The sequence below is a fragment of the Rhizobium sp. Root1334 genome (assembly GCF_001426665.1).
In the GTDB taxonomy this organism is placed as follows: Bacteria; Pseudomonadota; Alphaproteobacteria; order Rhizobiales; family Rhizobiaceae; genus Pararhizobium.
In genome coordinates this window covers 40680-57159 of record NZ_LMEY01000005.1, presented here as the reverse complement: position 1 = coordinate 57159, position 16480 = coordinate 40680, and the positions used below count along the sequence as shown (strand labels likewise).

The 16480-nt window shown below is 57.1% G+C and carries 13 protein-coding genes and 1 pseudogene; 8 read left to right on the top strand and 6 right to left on the bottom strand.

Going from position 1 to position 16480, the window contains the following annotated elements:
- Positions 1–41: 41 nt before the first annotated feature.
- A complete protein-coding gene (locus tag ASD36_RS10520) occupies positions 42–1001 on the bottom strand; it encodes an AraC family transcriptional regulator (RefSeq protein ID WP_060510160.1) in 960 nt (319 codons plus the stop codon).
- A gap of 229 nt (positions 1002–1230) precedes the next feature.
- On the opposite strand from ASD36_RS10520, the gene ASD36_RS29880 reads away from it, so the two are divergent.
- Together ASD36_RS29880 and ASD36_RS10510 are read left to right on the top strand one after the other, a co-directional pair.
- Positions 1231–1707 (top strand): nuclear transport factor 2 family protein, encoded by a 477-nt coding sequence (locus ASD36_RS29880; RefSeq protein WP_162252447.1) that lies wholly within the window; start codon positions 1231–1233, stop codon positions 1705–1707.
- A 38-nt stretch (positions 1708–1745) separates the two neighbouring features.
- The gene (locus ASD36_RS10510) at positions 1746–2618 is read left to right on the top strand and encodes an NAD(P)H-binding protein (protein ID WP_060510158.1); all 873 of its coding nucleotides are present in this window, start codon (positions 1746–1748) and stop codon (positions 2616–2618) included.
- A 145-nt stretch (positions 2619–2763) separates the two neighbouring features.
- On the opposite strand, the gene ASD36_RS10505 is transcribed toward ASD36_RS10510, so the two are convergent.
- The gene (locus ASD36_RS10505) at positions 2764–3813 is read right to left on the bottom strand and encodes an aldo/keto reductase (protein WP_060510156.1); all 1050 of its coding nucleotides are present in this window, start codon (positions 3811–3813) and stop codon (positions 2764–2766) included.
- A gap of 204 nt (positions 3814–4017) precedes the next feature.
- Here ASD36_RS10505 and ASD36_RS10500 point away from each other — a divergent pair, with 204 nt between their 5' ends.
- Positions 4018–4905, top strand: coding sequence for an AraC family transcriptional regulator (locus ASD36_RS10500; protein ID WP_060510081.1), 888 nt, complete (start codon positions 4018–4020; stop codon positions 4903–4905).
- A 778-nt stretch (positions 4906–5683) separates the two neighbouring features.
- Here ASD36_RS10500 and ASD36_RS10495 read toward each other — a convergent pair.
- The 4 genes and pseudogenes from ASD36_RS10495 to ASD36_RS10470 form a co-directional block, all read right to left on the bottom strand.
- Positions 5684–6241, bottom strand: a complete 558-nt coding sequence (locus ASD36_RS10495; protein ID WP_060510079.1) for an SDR family NAD(P)-dependent oxidoreductase — start codon at positions 6239–6241, stop codon at positions 5684–5686.
- An 839-nt stretch (positions 6242–7080) separates the two neighbouring features.
- A pseudogene (locus ASD36_RS29875) lies at positions 7081–8079 on the bottom strand (IS30 family transposase).
- Between the two features lie 313 nt (positions 8080–8392).
- A complete protein-coding gene (locus ASD36_RS10475) occupies positions 8393–9172 on the bottom strand; it encodes an AraC family transcriptional regulator (protein ID WP_244489779.1) in 780 nt (259 codons plus the stop codon).
- A 125-nt stretch (positions 9173–9297) separates the two neighbouring features.
- Positions 9298–10239: an AraC family transcriptional regulator gene (locus tag ASD36_RS10470; RefSeq protein WP_060510071.1), complete on the bottom strand. Its 942-nt coding sequence runs from the start codon at positions 10237–10239 to the stop codon at positions 9298–9300.
- A gap of 451 nt (positions 10240–10690) precedes the next feature.
- Between ASD36_RS10470 and ASD36_RS10465 the strand changes: the two genes are divergently transcribed.
- The 5 genes from ASD36_RS10465 (at position 10691) to ASD36_RS10445 (ending at position 16460) form a co-directional block, all read left to right on the top strand.
- A complete protein-coding gene (locus ASD36_RS10465) occupies positions 10691–11728 on the top strand; it encodes a LacI family transcriptional regulator (protein WP_060510069.1) in 1038 nt (345 codons plus the stop codon).
- A gap of 554 nt (positions 11729–12282) precedes the next feature.
- Positions 12283–12972 (top strand): hydrolase, encoded by a 690-nt coding sequence (locus ASD36_RS10460; RefSeq protein ID WP_060510067.1) that lies wholly within the window; start codon positions 12283–12285, stop codon positions 12970–12972.
- Positions 12973–13038: 66 nt separating this feature from the next.
- Positions 13039–13326 (top strand): XapX domain-containing protein, encoded by a 288-nt coding sequence (locus ASD36_RS10455; RefSeq protein ID WP_060510065.1) that lies wholly within the window; start codon positions 13039–13041, stop codon positions 13324–13326.
- Positions 13327–13466: 140 nt separating this feature from the next.
- Positions 13467–14303 carry an alpha/beta hydrolase gene (locus ASD36_RS10450; protein ID WP_060510063.1) on the top strand — a complete coding sequence of 279 codons (837 nt, stop codon included), beginning with the start codon at positions 13467–13469 and terminating at the stop codon, positions 14301–14303.
- A 174-nt stretch (positions 14304–14477) separates the two neighbouring features.
- Positions 14478–16460 (top strand): amidohydrolase, encoded by a 1983-nt coding sequence (locus ASD36_RS10445; protein ID WP_060510061.1) that lies wholly within the window; start codon positions 14478–14480, stop codon positions 16458–16460.
- Positions 16461–16480: the final 20 nt, after the last annotated feature.

Here is a 16480-nt window from a genome sequence, read left to right as displayed (position 1 = left end):
TCACGCGTGAGGCAGACATCGAAAACCAGTTTCTGTAAGGCTCACTTTTGGCTGGAGGTCGAGTTAACTGTTCTGGCGACGAACCGCCGCGGCGTCTTTCCTAAAGTCCGCTTAAACGCTGCTATGAAGGCACTCTCTGATGAGTATCCGACCTCCGCTGCAGCTTCAGCAACAGTGGCGCCATCCCGATCTAGGCGCTTGGCTGCCCACAGCATCCTCCAAAGTGTCATGTAACTCATCGGCGATTGCCCGACGAGCCGCGCGAACCGTACTGCAAAAGCGGTGCGCGACAATCCTGCGCGCTTTGCCAGCGTCGCCACAGTCCATGGGCTAGAGAGGTCGCGATGCATGGCGGCAAGTGCACGTCGAAGAAATGGATCCGAAAGTGCTGCGGTCCATCCAATCTCTCCCTCATGACCCTCGTCCAGATGACTGCGCATTAGCTCGATTAGAAGGACATGCGAGAGATGCTCGATGGAACTGGCACTACCAGGGCGCCGATGATGAAGCTCCGTGGCAATCCGAGTGATAGCCCACCGCACGACCTCACCGCTCGCAGAATGGTCATTGTTCCGACTGCGGATAACAATGACATCCGACAGCGTGGCAAGCAGCATTTCGGACGCGAGGCCTGAAAGCAGGAACCGCGCACCGATCATGAAGAAGTCACCACCACCGCCCAACACCGCCGTATCCCCATGCGCCGGAGCCGAATGGACAGTTTCGGCCGCGTCCCCAAGCCGGGCGCCGCGCGCGGACAGAACGAACGCCTTGCCATGCGGCAGCATGAAACAGTCCCCTTCGCCCAGCCAAATTGGCTCGCGCAGGCCATCAAGAACCAGCCAACAGCCACCTTTTAGAATGCCGATACATTTCATGCCGGCATGCGGGGCATATCGGATGGACCAGTTTCCACCGGCGTCAAGGCCTGCTGCCACGCAATCATGCGGCTGGAGCAAGTCCAGAACATCAGAGAGGAGATCGGGAGCGAGGTCAGCCATCGGACAATCCTGAACGAATGCGATATAAGCGCGTACTATCACACATAGAACGTTCTGCCGACAGACACTAGGTTCCGTGTGCAAACAAAAAAGGAATTGCCTCGTGACTAGATCTCGAACCTGCTTGCACCGAACCATATTCGCGTTCGCCATCCTCGCCGCATCTATCTTCGCCACAGCTCCACTGTATGCACTCGAATCCACCCCGGACTTACCCTTTAAGGTGATTGTGTCCGACGCCACAGAAGATCGTGCCGCTGCTTTGGAGGTCGCCGCCGCTCGCGCCGCGTGGCTTAAGGCGTTTGCATCTCAAGACCTGGAACAGATGATGTCGTTTTATGTCGATGACATTTACTCCTACGATCTAATGGCTGCGCCGACCGAGGCGGGGCTCGCCATGGCCTTCGACGGCGAGCAGATTTGGCGGCAGAACTGGGTCAGCTTTTTCGGCATGTTTGCCGAAGATCTGGTCATCACGATCGAGGACTTGACTGTTTACCAGCAGGGCGATCTGGCAACAGTATACGGCCTCACACGCCTCGAAGGCACAATCGTGGACGGGCCCTCCGTCGATATGTGGGTGCGCGAAACCAACTTGCTGCGCCGGATAAACGGTCGCTGGCTCGTGGTACACGATCATGTCTCGGTTCCATTCGATTTCGCGACAGGTAAGGCACTGACCGATCTCAAGCCCCTTCCCAACTGAAAGCTCCTTTCACCAACTGTATCAATATGGAAGCCGTCATGATCCTTGTTACAACCCCAACCGGCGACATCGGTCGCCGTGTCCTCTCAAACCTGCGCACTGCCGGCATGGCCGTGCGTGTAATCACACGTGATGCCTCGAAGTTGTCGCCTGATTTGCAACTTGACGTAATCGAGGGCTCAATGGCGGACGCCGAAACCATCGCGCGAGCGCTGCCAAACGTTACCAGCGTTTTCTGGCTGCCGCCGGGCGACCCAACACTCCCCTCAGCAGAGGCCGCCTATGTGGATGTCTCACGAGCATTTTGCGATGCCCTTCCGGCTTCTCAAGTCACGCACGTGGTTGGCATTTCGGCCTTGGGTCGTGGTTGGCCGAAGCCCGCTGGTCACGTAACTGCAACGCTGGCGGTGGATGACATGATCGCCCAGACGGGTGTCAACTATCGCGCCCTCGCCTGCGCCTCACTGATGGACAACATTGCGCGTCAGGCCGAACCGATCCGGACTATCGGTCGCTTCTTCCAGCCGACGCCAACGGACCTGAAATTACCGCATGTGGCCAAGGCGGATGTGGCGCGGGTCGCCGTTGAATTGCTGCTCCACCCAGGGTGGTCAGGCGTCGAGGCAATCCCGCTCTATGGGCCTGAAGACCTGTCTTTTGACCAGATGGCCGCAATTATGTCTGAGGTTTTCGGTCGCGAGATCATGGCAAGCGAAATGCCTATGGAGCACTTCGGCCAGATGATGCGCGATTTCGGTGCTAGCGACGGTATGGCGCAAGCCTATGTCGAAATGCTGACGGCCAAGAACGAAGGGATGGATCACCTCGTCACTACCGCCTCACGCCACAATGCACCGACCACCTTCCGCATGTGGTGCGAAGACGAGCTACGTCCCTTGGTTACAGGATGAACGTTTTCGATCATCCCGACGCAGGTAGACTGGCCCTGAAGCCATCGATTCCACTGTAGTAACAATGCAGGAGAGAAGCTATTGGGACAGTGCCGCGTCCGGCCTGTCCCAATAGGTATCACCATGGGATCTTAGGTTGAGTTAGTCACCAACGCCTGCGCTGACCCATCGAAGCGATCTGCTCACTCCGTCCCCCATCGAAGATCTCCTGCATCCATTGTGGATAGATCGCGGCGAGTTTGCTCACCGCGTCCAGTCGATCAAGATCAGACTGCTGCAGTTCGATTTTCGTTGCACCGAGATTGTCTTGCAGTTGCTCGACCCGTTTCGCGCCGAGAAGCACCGATGAAACGGTCTTCCGGTGGAGCAGCCAAGCCAATGCAATCTGCGCCGGCGATGCGCAGTACGCAGCCGCAATGCTGCGCAACTCGTCGATAAGGTCATAGGTGCGGTCAATATCGAGAGGCGGGAAAGGCGTCGTGGCTCGACGAGCCTGCTTGTCACCTTCGGAGTTACGATCGAACTTACCACTCAACATCCCCCCTGCCAATGGGCTCCAACAGACGAGTCCCAGTCCGGTGGCCGAAACGAGAGGGGAAATTTCATGCTCAATTTCTCTCCCCGCAAGCGAATAGTAGGCCTGCAAGCTTGAGAGTGGAGAGAGCCCGAGACGCTCAGTCACTCCCATAGCCTGTGCGATCTGCCACGCAGCCCAATTCGAAACGCCAATGTAGCGTACGGCACCCTGGCGCACGAGGTGATCGAGCGCACGCAAGCTTTCTTCCATCGGTGTCAGGGAATCGAAGCCATGCAACTGGTAGAGATCGACATAGTCGATCTGCATCCTTTTCAGGCTGGCGTGAAGGCTATCCAAGATATGCGCTCGTGACGCTCCACGTTCGTTCTGCCCTGCACCCGCTTGCCCAAAAATCTTGGTAGAGATCAGGACGTCGTGCCTTCGAACGCCGAGGTTGCGGAGTGCCGCACCGGTAATTTCCTCTGACTGGCCGCCCGAATAAATGTCCGCTGTGTCGAGCAGGTTTACACCTGCATCAAGGCTGCACTGAATAATCTGGTCAGCGCCATTCTGGTCAACCCCGCCGATCCCGCCCCATTGGCTCACCCCGAAAGTCATCGTGCCGAGGCTCAATTCAGACACGAGCAAGCCCGTTCGTCCCAACATGTTGTAGTGCATCTCATCGTTCCTTCTGGGCGGCAGGATTTGCGCGCCGTTCAGGAAACTATTCGGATGCGACATGGAAGCAGTAGCACGTTTCACTCTGATGATTGCACAATCCTCTCTCGTCGGCGAGGATCGCGTTGCCATAGAAGGGCGACTGGCCTAGCCAAGAACCTCCATCTGAAATAGCCCTGCGCCGCAACTTTGGAATTGTTTGGGATGATCGAGAATTTGCAGCAGACCCTGGCAAACGGTTTCGACCGCTGGGCACCGAATGAGGGCGCGACCTTGACGCAGGTGCCCGGGCTTACCTTCCACCGTCATACGTCACCGACAGCCCCTCATGTCGGAATGATGGAAGCCAGTCTGTCTCTGGTGATTTCAGGCAGGAAGCGTGTTGTGCTTGGCAGCAACACCTATGACTATGGCAGCACGCATTTTCTACTTACGTCCGTGGATCTTCCCGTAACAGCATGGGTCACGCATGCCAGTGTGGGCGACCCCTATCTCGGAATCTTGTTGAGGATAGATCTCAGCCTTGTTCGCACCTTGATATCCGAGATCCCGCACGAAACGTGTGGTGAGGCTCCGCTTCTAGGGATAGCCAGCTCAGCTGTACCCCCTGACCTCCTCGAAGCGCTGTCCCGCTTGTGCCGGTTGAAAGAGCGACCGAACGAAATCGGCCTCTTTGCTCAGCCGATACAACGAGAGATCATCTATCGTTTAATCATGAGCCCCGTCGGTCGACGGCTCGTTACCCTGGCTTCGATGGAGGGAGCCTCAAGCCGGATCGTCCGGGCGCTCGACTGGCTCAAGCAACATTTCCGCGAACGTCAATCCATCAATGACCTCGCCGATATCGCTCATATGGGAGTGTCCACGTTTCACCGGCATTTCAAGCAGGTGACCGGCGTGAGCCCCGTCCAATATCGCAAGCGTCTGCAACTCAATGAAGCGCGCCGCTTGATGATCGTATCCGGACTTGACGCTGCATCGTCAGCCTATGATGTCGGCTACGAAAGTCCTGCCCAATTCAGCCGCGAATACCGCCGGGAATTCGGACAGTCGCCGATCTCCAGCGTGATCGGCCTCAGACAATCGATGTAGCAACCTCTTTCCCCGCGGCCGAAAGCGGGACAGATCAGCGGGTTCGGTTTCGATGGCTCCTCGTTTTGCCAGGATCGATTTCGAGGATGAAGGCACCCACCCAACAAGACGCCCCTGGCCGACCCTCGCAAACGAATCGCCATGTACCACGACAATAAAGCCACCTACAAAGCCTTGACGGGTTTTACGCGAGAAAATCAGCCGGCGTTCCAAGATCTTCAACCACGACCTATCTCCAACAGGGATAGATGTAACGATCTCGCCCATCTGCCCGTGTGGCGTTTCTCGAAAAATGGCACTCTTGAAGATTAAGCCATGAGTCACGTCTGTTGATACATCAGCTTTCACGCTGACCTGCCGTCCTGGGTTGACGCGAAACCAAACCGAACTAGTTGGTTTACGGCGAAAGACAACCGAGAGGCGCGACAATGCGATGGGAATACTGTACGATTGAAGGAGCTTTGACGGCTGAGGAAATGAACGAGCTTGGATCCAAGGGATGGGAGCTCGTTGCAGTCGTCTCCCCGGGACATTTCGTCCTGCATTATTTCTTCAAACGGGCAATTGACGTTTAAGCTATCTGCGACCGTCGTGACGTCGTGAGTGAGACCCTTCTGATCTGTGGGTCAGGCCAGTGGTGCCGCGAAGACGAGGGAAAGGAACCCGCCAGCATGCGGCTCCGAGAGTATTGGAACGCAAGAGCGTGGAGCGAATGTCGAAGCGGCTCAAGCACTCTCTTGACGTCCCACCCCGGCAAGACAGATCTCGAAACTCTCTCCTAGTAGTCCTCGCCCCGTCCGCGGCAAAGATGTGGCGGCCGTACTTCGGCAATAGAACCTGGAAAAGCCCTGACGCCAGCCGGGATTGCTTGCCTGTGAGATGATGTGATCTTGCCAGAGCCTCGCCTGTCGATCGACGAGATGAGCACTACCTCGCATGTGTCAGTCAAAAGGTCGCCAATTGCTTCAGTCAGCAGGTGAGGCAGTCGCACATGAGTGACGTAAAACTGCCAATGATCCAGTTTTCTCGTCACCGATGATTCAAATTCCGTTCCCGTATTGATAATCACATTATCGAGCTTGCTGGCCCCAAATTTTGTTTCGAGCGCTTCAACGATTTCGAGAGCAAAGGGTTGCAAATGCGGCTGTCTCGCATCCAGTTTCAGCATCACTGCACGGCCACCAAGCCACTTAACCTCTCGCACAACCTCTTCGGGAAACTCCGCCTGCGACCTGTAGGTGCCGATGATGTGAACACCTGACTTCGCAAGACTCATCACGCTGGAGTAGCCCAATCCGCTGCAAGCACCAATTACAAGTGCGATCCTCGTGGCCATAACAACGTTACCTCCTTCTCAATTTCTGCGTTGCGCGAAGAGCCAAATCGCGACGCCTGAACGCAGATACGCAGACATAAGTATGCAAAGCGGCTTGAGCTGGATCTTCACGCGCCACGCATCACACCGAGAAAATCAATCAGCCGCCTCTCAAACCGCAGTCTGCGAAAGCTATGCGATGCATTCAGGGAGCACTAGAGGGCCAACTCTCTACTGGTTGGTTAGCGAACGTTGACAAACGCCGTCGGAGGCGAGCAGATGCCGGTGTGTCTGCTTTGGGGATTTCGACGACCTGTGAACCGCTCCGAGGTTGCCGTTGGGAGCGCTGACCGACCATGGGTCAGTGATGAGAAGAGCGACTGGTTCAGGAGCATATCCCGCAATCGCCCATCGATGGGTAAGACGGCCCCGCTCCGAACCGGTTGGTCGTAAAGTGACGAGCCAACTCAGACATGAGCCGTTGCGCTGATATGATTGCCAGCACAATTGGCGTCGATCTGGCCAAGCATAACATTCAAGTCCACGTGGTGGACGCCGGGGGCTCAGTGGTTAAAACCGCGGCGCTCTGGCGAACCGAGATGATCAAGTTCTTTCGGAATGCCAAACCATGTCTTGTTGGTATGGAAGCTTGCTCCACAGCCCATCATTGGGGTCGCGAGTTGCTGAAGCTCGGCCAACCCATCACCGATGACGGTTAGTTTCTCAAGAGTATCCGCTGGAATCCATCACAGCCTCCGCCTTGATAGGAATCGAACCGGCGACTGGTTGGTCAGATAGCTTAAGTGCCTGAATGGAAAAGCTAACCCAAGTGCATCACACCTGTTTTGTAGAATAGGAGATCACCTATCTTCGTTCAAATGCGCCATAAACACCTCGCTCGGCGCCCTGTATCCGAGGCATTTGCGCGGTTGATCGTTTATACCGCGCGTGAGGTGGAGAAGGTCACGTTGTGAAACAACTGCCAGATCTGTGGTGCCAGGCAGGTAGCGTCGAATGCGCTTGTTGGTGTTCTCGACTGTCCCTTTCTGCCAAGGCGCACTTGGGCCGCAAAACCAACTGCATGCACCGATCCCATCTTCCAGAGCCCTGAACCCGGCAAACTCGGTACCTCGGTCGAATGTGAAGCTTTGACGCGCGAACGCCGGTAAAGGAGAAAACGCTCTGATGATCTTGTCCATGATCGGGCGCGAGTGCCGGCTCGGATTCTTGATGAGAACGGTATAGCGGCTCTTGCGCTCCACGAGAGTGGTGACATTGGCATGGCCGAGTGGGCGATCGAAGATGAGAAGGTCGCCCTCCCAATGACCAAACCGTGATCTATCTCCAACAAAATCAGGCCGTTGGGATGCGGTGCGTGGCTGAAAACGCACCGTCGCGCGGCTTCCTGGAGCGCATTGGACGACGTTTTCGGCGTGCCTCTGGTAGATACTGATAGAGACCAAGCCCATAATCTTCCTTGCTGTAGATGAAACGACAGATTGTCTCCTTGCAAACGCGAATACGACTGAGGCCGTCCGACAGCAGGCGTCCGGCAATCTGTTCCGGCGACCAGCGAGCTTCCAACTGGTTGATGATCTCTGTGCGCAAAGTCGGGTGGCGCCGCAGCTTTCTCAGCCGGCGACGTCGGTCTTTGGCAGTATCGTTCGCAACGGTGCTGTAATTACCGTCATAGTCCGGGAGTTCGCGATCGCGAAACGTGTTGCGTCGGATCTCGCGATAGATCGTGGAACGATGACGGCCAAGCTGACGTGCCATCTCGTTTACCGGAACTTTGCCGCCACCATGTGATGCAGGCGTCGGCGATCGGCGAGGGTGATCTGCGTATAGCATCGAGACATGCCAAATCTCCAAAGTGAAGCCATTGAAATTACTGGCATGTCGCACTTGGAAAGAGAATGTATCGAAAAGAGATACTTCGTGGGATAACGCCTATTTATGGAACATTCTTGACTGGTTGCACCGGCAATTGTTTCACCTATCGGTGAATACCACGGACGCGATGATTAGGTGGGACGTCCCAAATCCTATTGCCAGCCAGCCCGGTGTTTCGGACTTAATCATCCCTACCGTCTCTTTACCGTGGCGCATAAGACGAATGAGCAGTTGCGTCATTGACGTGACTCCAGTGCCTACAGCGAAGTTCCTTGCGCGTTAAAATGAGATTTGGCGCACCGGATTGCGGACTGCGCGGCGATACTCGGAGGGGCTCATCCGCTGATGCTTGAGGAATACCCTCGCGAGCACCTGATTCGACGAATAACCAACCTCAAGGGCGATCTCTGTTACAGGAAGGTCTGTCTTTTCTAGGAGCTCGCAGGCTCTCTCCAGTCTCAGCCGGGTCAGGTGGACCCGCGGCGGCACGCCGAGGCTCTGCTTGAACATGCGGGCGAAATGAAAGGGCGAGAGCTGCGCCTCTGCCGCCAGGTCGTCGAGGCAGATGTCCTCGGAAAGTCGTACCCGCATTAGTTCCAGGCAGCGCCGCTCTGCCCAGGGGGCGAGGCCACCCTTGACCGGCGCGAACGGCGCTCCGCCCAATCGCCAGAGTTCGGCGAGAATCTCGCATCCCGCCGCTCTAGCCAGCAGCCGCGACGGCGCCCCCTCTTCCTCACATAGCGCCCACAGGTTCCGAAGCGCCGACCGGATCGCCGACGAATCAAACACTCGGCCGTAGATGCAGGAAGTGTCGAATGAGAACTGCCCATCGGCGGCCTCGTCGAGCACGCCCTGCCACTGCGCCAACGGAAACGCCAGGCTGCGAAGCTGATGGGTTTCGTCATTGATCACCCTGGTCGCGAAGTTAGGCGCGGCGAGAGCAAGTGTGCCTTTTCCGGTCGTCAGATCGAAACGACCGCCTCCCAGGTCTCCCCTGACGCGACTGCAGCCAAGCATGTCCTCCATCAGCACGATGTCCGGCAGGGCCGGGCGGGACATGTCCCCCGCCGGTCGCTGGACCTCAAGAAGGTCGAGGACTCCGCCTGGCGATTTCATTGTGCGCACGTGGGACGCATGGGGCCCCTTGCTGTACCACTGGGCAAATGACGTATGAGATTGGACGTTCATCGACGTCCCTCAAGAGACGAAAATGCGCGATGCGAGATCGATGGGCGCACCGGATCGCGGACGGCCCGACGATAGTCGGTAGGGTTCATGCGCCGGTGCTTGAGGAAGACCCGGGCGAGCACCTGATTCGACGAATAGCCAACTTCGGAGGCGATCTCGGTAACCGGAAGGTCCGTGTGTTTGAGAAGGTCGCAGGCTTTCTCTAGTCTCAGCAGAGTCAGGTAGAGCCTTGGTGGAACGCCGACGCTCTGCTTGAACATGCGGGCGAAATGAAATGGCGAGAGCTGCACCTCAGCCGCCAAGTCGTCAAGACTGATGTCTTCGGAAAGTCGCGCCCGCATCAGTTCCAGGCAGCGCCGCTCTGCCCATGGGGCGAGGCCGCCCTTTGCAGGCGCGAACGGCGCCCCGCCCAATCGGCTCAATTCAGCAAGAATCTCGCAGCCTGCGGCTCGCGCGAGTAGTCGCGACGGCCCTCCCTCGTCATCACACAAGGACCATAGCTTTCCAACGGCCGATCGGAGGACTGGAGAATCAAACATACGACCGTAGAGACAGGATGTATCGAACGAGAAAGTACCGTCAGAGGCTTCCTCAAGAACGGCGTGCCACTGAGCCCTAGGGAAAGCCAAGCTGCGCAGCTGATGGCTCTCTTCCATAACCGCCGATGTCGCGAAGTCCGGCGCAGCAAGACAGAACGTGCCTTTTTTCCCAATGACATCGAAGTGTCCCCCTCCGAGGTCGCCGCTGACACGACTGCCTCCGAGCATGTCCTGATACAGGACGATGTCCGGCAGAGCCGGGCGGGACATGTCCCCGGCGGGTCGCGCAACCTCAAGCAGATCAAGGACCCCACCCGGCGACTTCCTCGCGCGCACGAAGGACGCCTGTCGACCCTCATGATACCAACTGGAGAACGACGGATATGCTGACAGTTTCATCGTTGTCCCTCCTGTCGGATGGCGGCACTTGCGTGCCGCAAGTCCGCAGACTGATCCATCGAAGCCCTCATCCTAGCCAGCTACGCGGCAGGCGGCGCCCTTTGCGCACATGGCCTCTTCCTAAGGGAAGTGGCTCGATGGTGACTCTGTTAAAGAGCCCGTTCAAACTGCATCGAACATCAGGGCAAGTGCCGTAGATGGATGACGGTTCGATAGTTGTATCGTTTCAAATATTATTTGTATCGTTGCAATCTAGTTGCGTCAAGAGCATGATCGGCCGACTTGGATTACCTGAGGCAGTGCTTTTCGCCTAAACACGGGCATGACAGTCACGCTTCGAGCCCCGTGGAAACCTTATAAGGCTTTGGATTTGAAGGTGGACCCGATTGGAATAGGCAGTAAGGTGAGCCGGGGCAACAAAAAGAAACAGATCAAAACACGAGCGCAGTGATTGGAAACACGTAGTAAGAAACCGACTCTGAAGACCATCGCAATCGCCTTGGGCCTTGGCGTCACAACCGTCTCGCGTGCCCTTCACGACGATGAGAAAATAGCCGCCGCGACGCGCAAGTCCGTTCATGAGATGGCGCGCAAGCTTTGCTACTATCCCAGCCGGGCAGGTCTGCGACTGCGGACCGGAAAGACGAACGTCGTCAGCCTCGTACTCGATACTGACGAGCAGATCGGAAGCTTTGTATCGCAGATGATCTGCGGGATCACAGAAGGGATCGAAGGCACACCGTATCATCTGATGGTCACGCCCTATTCGAAACACGGCGATCCGGTCGCGCCAATTAAGCATCTGGTGGAATCAGAGGCCGTGGACGGGATAATCATTTCACGAATCGAGCCCGAGGACGTGCGGGTGAAGTACATGATCGAGCATGACATGCCCTTCGTAACCCATGGCCGGACGCAAATGGGGGTCGACCATCCCTACTTCGACTTCGACAACAACGCCTTTGCACGGATATCGGTCGAATGTCTCGCCGGCCTGGGGCGCAAGCGTCTATCGCTGCTCGCCCCGCCCGCAGGCCTAAGCTTTCACGACCACACTCGGCAGGGCTTCGATGCAGCGATGGCCGAGCTTGGGTTGATGGAGGTGCCGATCCACGGCATCTCGAACGACAGCTCGATCGAACAGATCAGGCTTGCCGTTAGAAGCCTGATGCATCAACGTCCCGCGCCGGACGGGTTGGTCAACAGTTCCGGCGGGGTCAGCGGCACAGGGGGCGCAATTCTTGCGATCCAGGCCGGCCTGAAGGATGTCGGCTCCATCATCGGTCGCGACGTCGATATCGTCACCAAGCAGCTCTTCGCAAACCTTCCCATATTCGGCGACGAGTTCTATGTGGTTCACGAGGACATACGGGAAACGGGCAAAGGCCTGGCCAAGGCGTTGCTTGGTTCGATCAGGGGAAGGCCCGTCTCAGAACTGCAGACACTGATTGTGCCAACGAAAGTGTCGCGACAGTCGACGGTCGACTGACTGACCGAAACGCAGGATCGTCTGATTGCTCGCTGTTGCCGTCGATATGGCTCTGTAGCAGGAATTTCCTCCGCGATCGACATCGCGTTTCCGCGATCTGGCCCGACAGCGGGCGAATGTCCCTATCGTTAGTACGGAGACCTGAGATCCGGAAGTTAACCTCCATGGGATTGCTTGGTTGCGAGCCTTGGGCGGCTTCAGAATAAGGAACTTTGCCGGATGTCCGGCAAAAGGTTGGGTTACCGCAACATCGGCACCATGCCAGCAAACTTGGCGTCGCACAGTCATCAGATAAGCCATAGTTACAGAGGCGCCGGACTACTCCCAGCTCAAGAAGGCTGAAAAATCTTGTGCCAACAGATGGGTAGGAAATGTCTGGCTCAGCAATTCGATAGCGGGAAGGCTCGTAAACGTGTTCAGCGAAAGGGCACCGTTACGGTAGCCTGCGTTCAACGCGATGCAACTAGGTCACGTCGTTCGCTAGTGTCCGAAAGCACACAGAAGCTCGGACCCCGTGTTCAGAAGTTTTGCAAACAACCCAAGAGGATTTGATAATGTCTAAGCTCGAAGTCCTAACGCCGGCAAACAGCCAGCTCATTTTTATCGACCAGCAGCCCCAGATGGCGTTCGGCGTGCAGTCGATTGACCGCCAGACGCTGAAAAACAACGTCGTCGGCCTCGCCAAAGCAGCCAAGATCTTCGATATCCCGACCACCATTACTACCGTCGAAACCGCCAGCTTTTCCGGAAACACGTTCCCAGAACTGCTCGCCGTCTTTCCTCAAAACGATATTCTCGAGCGCACGTCGATGAATTCTTGGGACGACCAGAATGTCCGTGACGCGCTGGCGAAGAACGCGGCTAAGGGCCACAAGAAGGTCGTCGTATCGGGTCTCTGGACCGAAGTATGCAACACGACCTTCGCCTTGTCAGCCATGCATGACATTCCGGACTACGAGATCTACATGGTTGCCGACGCGTCGGGCGGCACCAGCTCCGATGCGCACAAGTACGCAATGGACCGTATGGTACAGGCAGGCGTGATCCCGGTCACCTGGCAGCAGGTGCTGCTCGAATGGCAGCGCGACTGGGCACATCGCGAGACCTATGACGCTGTCACGTCGCTAGCCAAGGAACATTCCGGCGCCTACGGCATGGGTATCGATTATGCCTACACTCACGTCCACAGTGCACCAGAGCGCGTCGCCCACGGCAAGCGCATCGGTCCGAATCCCGCGAAATAAGGACACGATCAGATCACTCCGATAATGTCATCGGAGTGGTCCTCTTTAACCCGTGGAGGATATCCCGTGAAAATTCACCTTTTGTCTCTTGGTGCAGGCCTGCTCGTGGGCATCGTCTACAGTTTATTGAATGTGCGCTCTCCCGCTCCGCCTATCATCGCGCTGGTCGGCCTTTTCGGCATCCTTGTCGGCGAGCAGATCATACCGCTTGCAAAATCGCTCTGGAGCAAGGAGCCTGCGGCGATTTCATGGCTGCATCAGATCAAGCCGCACATGTTCGGCCACATGCCGAAGGGTGGTGAACACTTCGACGTCGCTTATCGCGCGGAAGGACAACGTGGAAAGCGAGCGTGACATGAGTGCACAGCAACACTTTTTCACCCGCCGAGGCTAGTCTAGGAGCTCGTCCGCGACGGCTGCCAGTCCATTTTCGCCGATGTCGGCTTTGCGACCAAGGCTCCTCCTCCACTAGTTCGATCGAAGGATCCAAGACAATGGCATATGTAACCACCAAGGACGGCACCGACATCTTCTACAAGGACTGGGGTCCGAAGGACGCGCAGCCGATCGTGTTCCATCACGGCTGGCCGCTTTCGTCCGACGACTGGGATGCCCAGATGCTGTTCTTCCTTGCGAACGGGTACCGCGTCGTTGCCCATGATCGCCGCGGCCACGGGCGCTCCGCGCAGGTTTCCGGCGGTCACGACATGGACCATTATGCTGCCGACGCCTTCGTCGTCGTTGAGCATCTCGACCTAAATAATGCCGTTCATATCGGTCACTCCACGGGTGGCGGCGAAGTTGCCCGCTATGTCGCAAAGCACGGTCAGCCGGCTGGGCGTGTTGCCAAGGCCGTGCTCGTTTCCGCAGTGCCGCCACTGATGCTGAAGACAGAAGCCAATCCCGAAGGCCTTTCAATCGAAGTGTTCGACGGCTTCCGTGCTGCGCTAGCTGCCAACCGGGCACAGTTCTTCCGCGACGTCCCGACAGGTCCGTTCTACGGTTTCAACCGCGTCGGCGCCAAGGTTCAAGAAGGCGTGATCCAGAATTGGTGGCGCCAAGGAATGATGGGCAGTGCAAAGGCCCATTACGATGGAATCGAAGCGTTTTCCGAAACCAACCAGACCGAGGACCTGAAGGCCATCACGGTTGCGACCCTCGTCCTCCATGGTGAAGACGATCAGATCGTGCCGATCGCCGATTCTGCATTTATGTCTGCGAGACTTCTAAAGAACGGCACGCTTAAGACCTATCCAGGTTTGTCACACGGCATGCTAACCGTCAACGCCGATGTCCTGAACACCGATCTCCTGGCCTTCGTTCAATCCTGACCACATTCTCAAGCCACGTTGCCACTATCGCGGCTCAGATCCTTTGACAACAGCAAGATAGTGGGGCCGTTACAGGGCTATGGCCGTCTCTGTCGTCCTTTCGCTTCATCTAGGCGAAATTGTCGAGAGCCGACTCACTCATCGCGCGCAAAGCTGATCACAGGAGCGTAATCAATGACAACACGTCGAACCTTCCTTGGAGGGGCATCGAGCCTCGCGTTTTCGAACCTTTTCTCAACGGCAATTGCCGCCGATCCAAAACAGACCGGAGTAGACACTATGCATCCAGACCTGATCCTGCATAACGGGCGCTTCACAACTCTTGACCGCACCAATCCGAACGCGACGGCGGTCGCCATACAGGATGGTCTGTTCCTTGAGGTCGGCGCAGATGCCGAAATCATGGCACTTGCTGGACCAGAAACGAAGATTATAGATCTTAAGGGCAAACGCGTCCTCCCCGGCCTGATCGACAACCACACCCACGTTGTCCGTGGGGGGTTGAACTACAACATGGAACTGCGCTGGGACGGTGTCCGCTCCCTTTTAGATGCGATGGACATGCTCAAGCGGCAGGTGGCGATTACACCAGCGCCGCAATGGGTGCGCGTTGTCGGCGGTTTCACCGAACACCAGTTCGCAGAAAAGCGCCTGCCGACGCTGGAGGAGATCAATGCTATTTCTCCCGATACCCCGGTATTTTTGTTGCACCTTTACGACCGCGCGCTTTTGAACGGTGCGGCACTTCGCGCTGTGGGCTACACGCGCGATACGCCGAACCCACCGGGTGGTGAAATCACCCGCGATGCCCAGGGCAACCCGATAGGCCTGCTGCTGGCCACGCCGAATGCCGGCATTCTTTACTCAACGCTTGGCAAGGGGCCGAAGCTGCCGCTTGATTACCAAGTCAACTCGACCCGCCACTTCATGCGCGAACTGAACCGTCTGGGTATCACCGGCGTCATCGATGCGGGCGGCGGCTCCCAGAATTATCCCGACGACTACGAGGTGATCCAAAAGCTTTCTGACGAGAACCAGATGACGGTCCGTCTTGCCTACAATCTGTTCACGCAGAAGCCGAAGGAAGAGAAAGAAGACTTCATCAACTGGACGGCGTCGGTCAAATACAAGCAAGGCAACGACTATTTTCGCCACAACGGTGCAGGTGAAATGCTCGTTTTCTCCGCCGCCGACTTTGAGGACTTTCGCCAGCCGCGCCCTGAGATGGCTCCGGAGATGGAAGGCGAGCTCGAGGAAGTGGTGCGTGTGCTGGCGGAGAACCGTTGGCCATGGCGGATGCATGCGACCTATGATGAGACGATCACGCGCGCGCTGGACGTCTTCGAGAAGGTCAACAAGGACATTCCGCTCGAAGGTCTGAACTGGTTCTTCGACCATGCCGAAACCATCTCGGATCGCTCTATAGATCGCATCGCGGCTCTCGGCGGTGGTATCGCTACCCAGCACCGCATGGCCTATCAGGGCGAATATTTTGTCGAGCGTTATGGCCACGGCGTCGCTGAGGCGACCCCGCCGATCCGGAAGATGCTGGACAAGGGCGTGAACGTGTCCGCCGGTACTGATGCAACACGAGTTGCTTCCTACAATCCCTGGGTCTCACTCTCGTGGATGGTGACCGGCAAGACTGTTGGCGGCATGCAGCTTTATCCGCGCGCCAACTGCCTCGATCGCGAAACAGCACTTCGGATGTGGACGGAAAAGGTTACCTGGTTTTCGAACGAGGAGGGCAAAAAAGGCCGTATCGAAAAAGGTCAGTTCGCTGATCTGGTGGTGCCCGACAAGGATTTCTTTGCCTGCGCCGAGGACGAGATCTCGTTCCTGACCTCGGAACTCACCATGGTCGGCGGCAAGATCGTCTATGGAGCGGGCGACTTCAAAATGCTCGACGAAAACGACGTGCCTCCGGCGATGCCCGACTGGTCTCCAGTGCGCAAGTTCGGCGGGTATGCTGCATGGGGTGAGCCCGAAGGTGCTGGCGCGCGTTCTCTACGGCGCGCGGCAATCGCAAACTGCGGTTGCGCCAGCGATTGCGGCGTGCATGGTCATGACCATACAGGAGCCTGGACTTCTAAGCTGCCCATCGCCGATCTCAAGGGTTTCTTCGGCGCTCTTGGCTGCTCTTGCTGGGCAGTCTGATCCGGACAGGTTTGGGCGGC

Bases quoted from the DNA above. Each gene is read 5' to 3' on its own strand.
- ASD36_RS10520 (WP_060510160.1), bottom strand. From the start codon at position 1,001: ATGGCTGACCTCGCTCCCGATCTCCTCTCTGATGTTCTGGACTTGCTC.
- ASD36_RS10510 (WP_060510158.1), top strand. From the start codon at position 1,746: ATGATCCTTGTTACAACCCCAACCGGCGACATCGGTCGCCGTGTCCTC.
- ASD36_RS10505 (WP_060510156.1), bottom strand. From the start codon at position 3,813: ATGCACTACAACATGTTGGGACGAACGGGCTTGCTCGTGTCTGAATTG.
- ASD36_RS10500 (WP_060510081.1), top strand. From the start codon at position 4,018: ATGATCGAGAATTTGCAGCAGACCCTGGCAAACGGTTTCGACCGCTGG.
- ASD36_RS10495 (WP_060510079.1), bottom strand. From the start codon at position 6,241: ATGGCCACGAGGATCGCACTTGTAATTGGTGCTTGCAGCGGATTGGGC.
- ASD36_RS10475 (WP_244489779.1), bottom strand. From the start codon at position 9,172: ATGTCCCGCCCGGCCCTGCCGGACATCGTGCTGATGGAGGACATGCTT.
- ASD36_RS10470 (WP_060510071.1), bottom strand. From the start codon at position 10,239: ATGAAACTGTCAGCATATCCGTCGTTCTCCAGTTGGTATCATGAGGGT.
- ASD36_RS10460 (WP_060510067.1), top strand. From the start codon at position 12,283: ATGTCTAAGCTCGAAGTCCTAACGCCGGCAAACAGCCAGCTCATTTTT.
- ASD36_RS10450 (WP_060510063.1), top strand. From the start codon at position 13,467: ATGGCATATGTAACCACCAAGGACGGCACCGACATCTTCTACAAGGAC.
- ASD36_RS10445 (WP_060510061.1), top strand. From the start codon at position 14,478: ATGACAACACGTCGAACCTTCCTTGGAGGGGCATCGAGCCTCGCGTTT.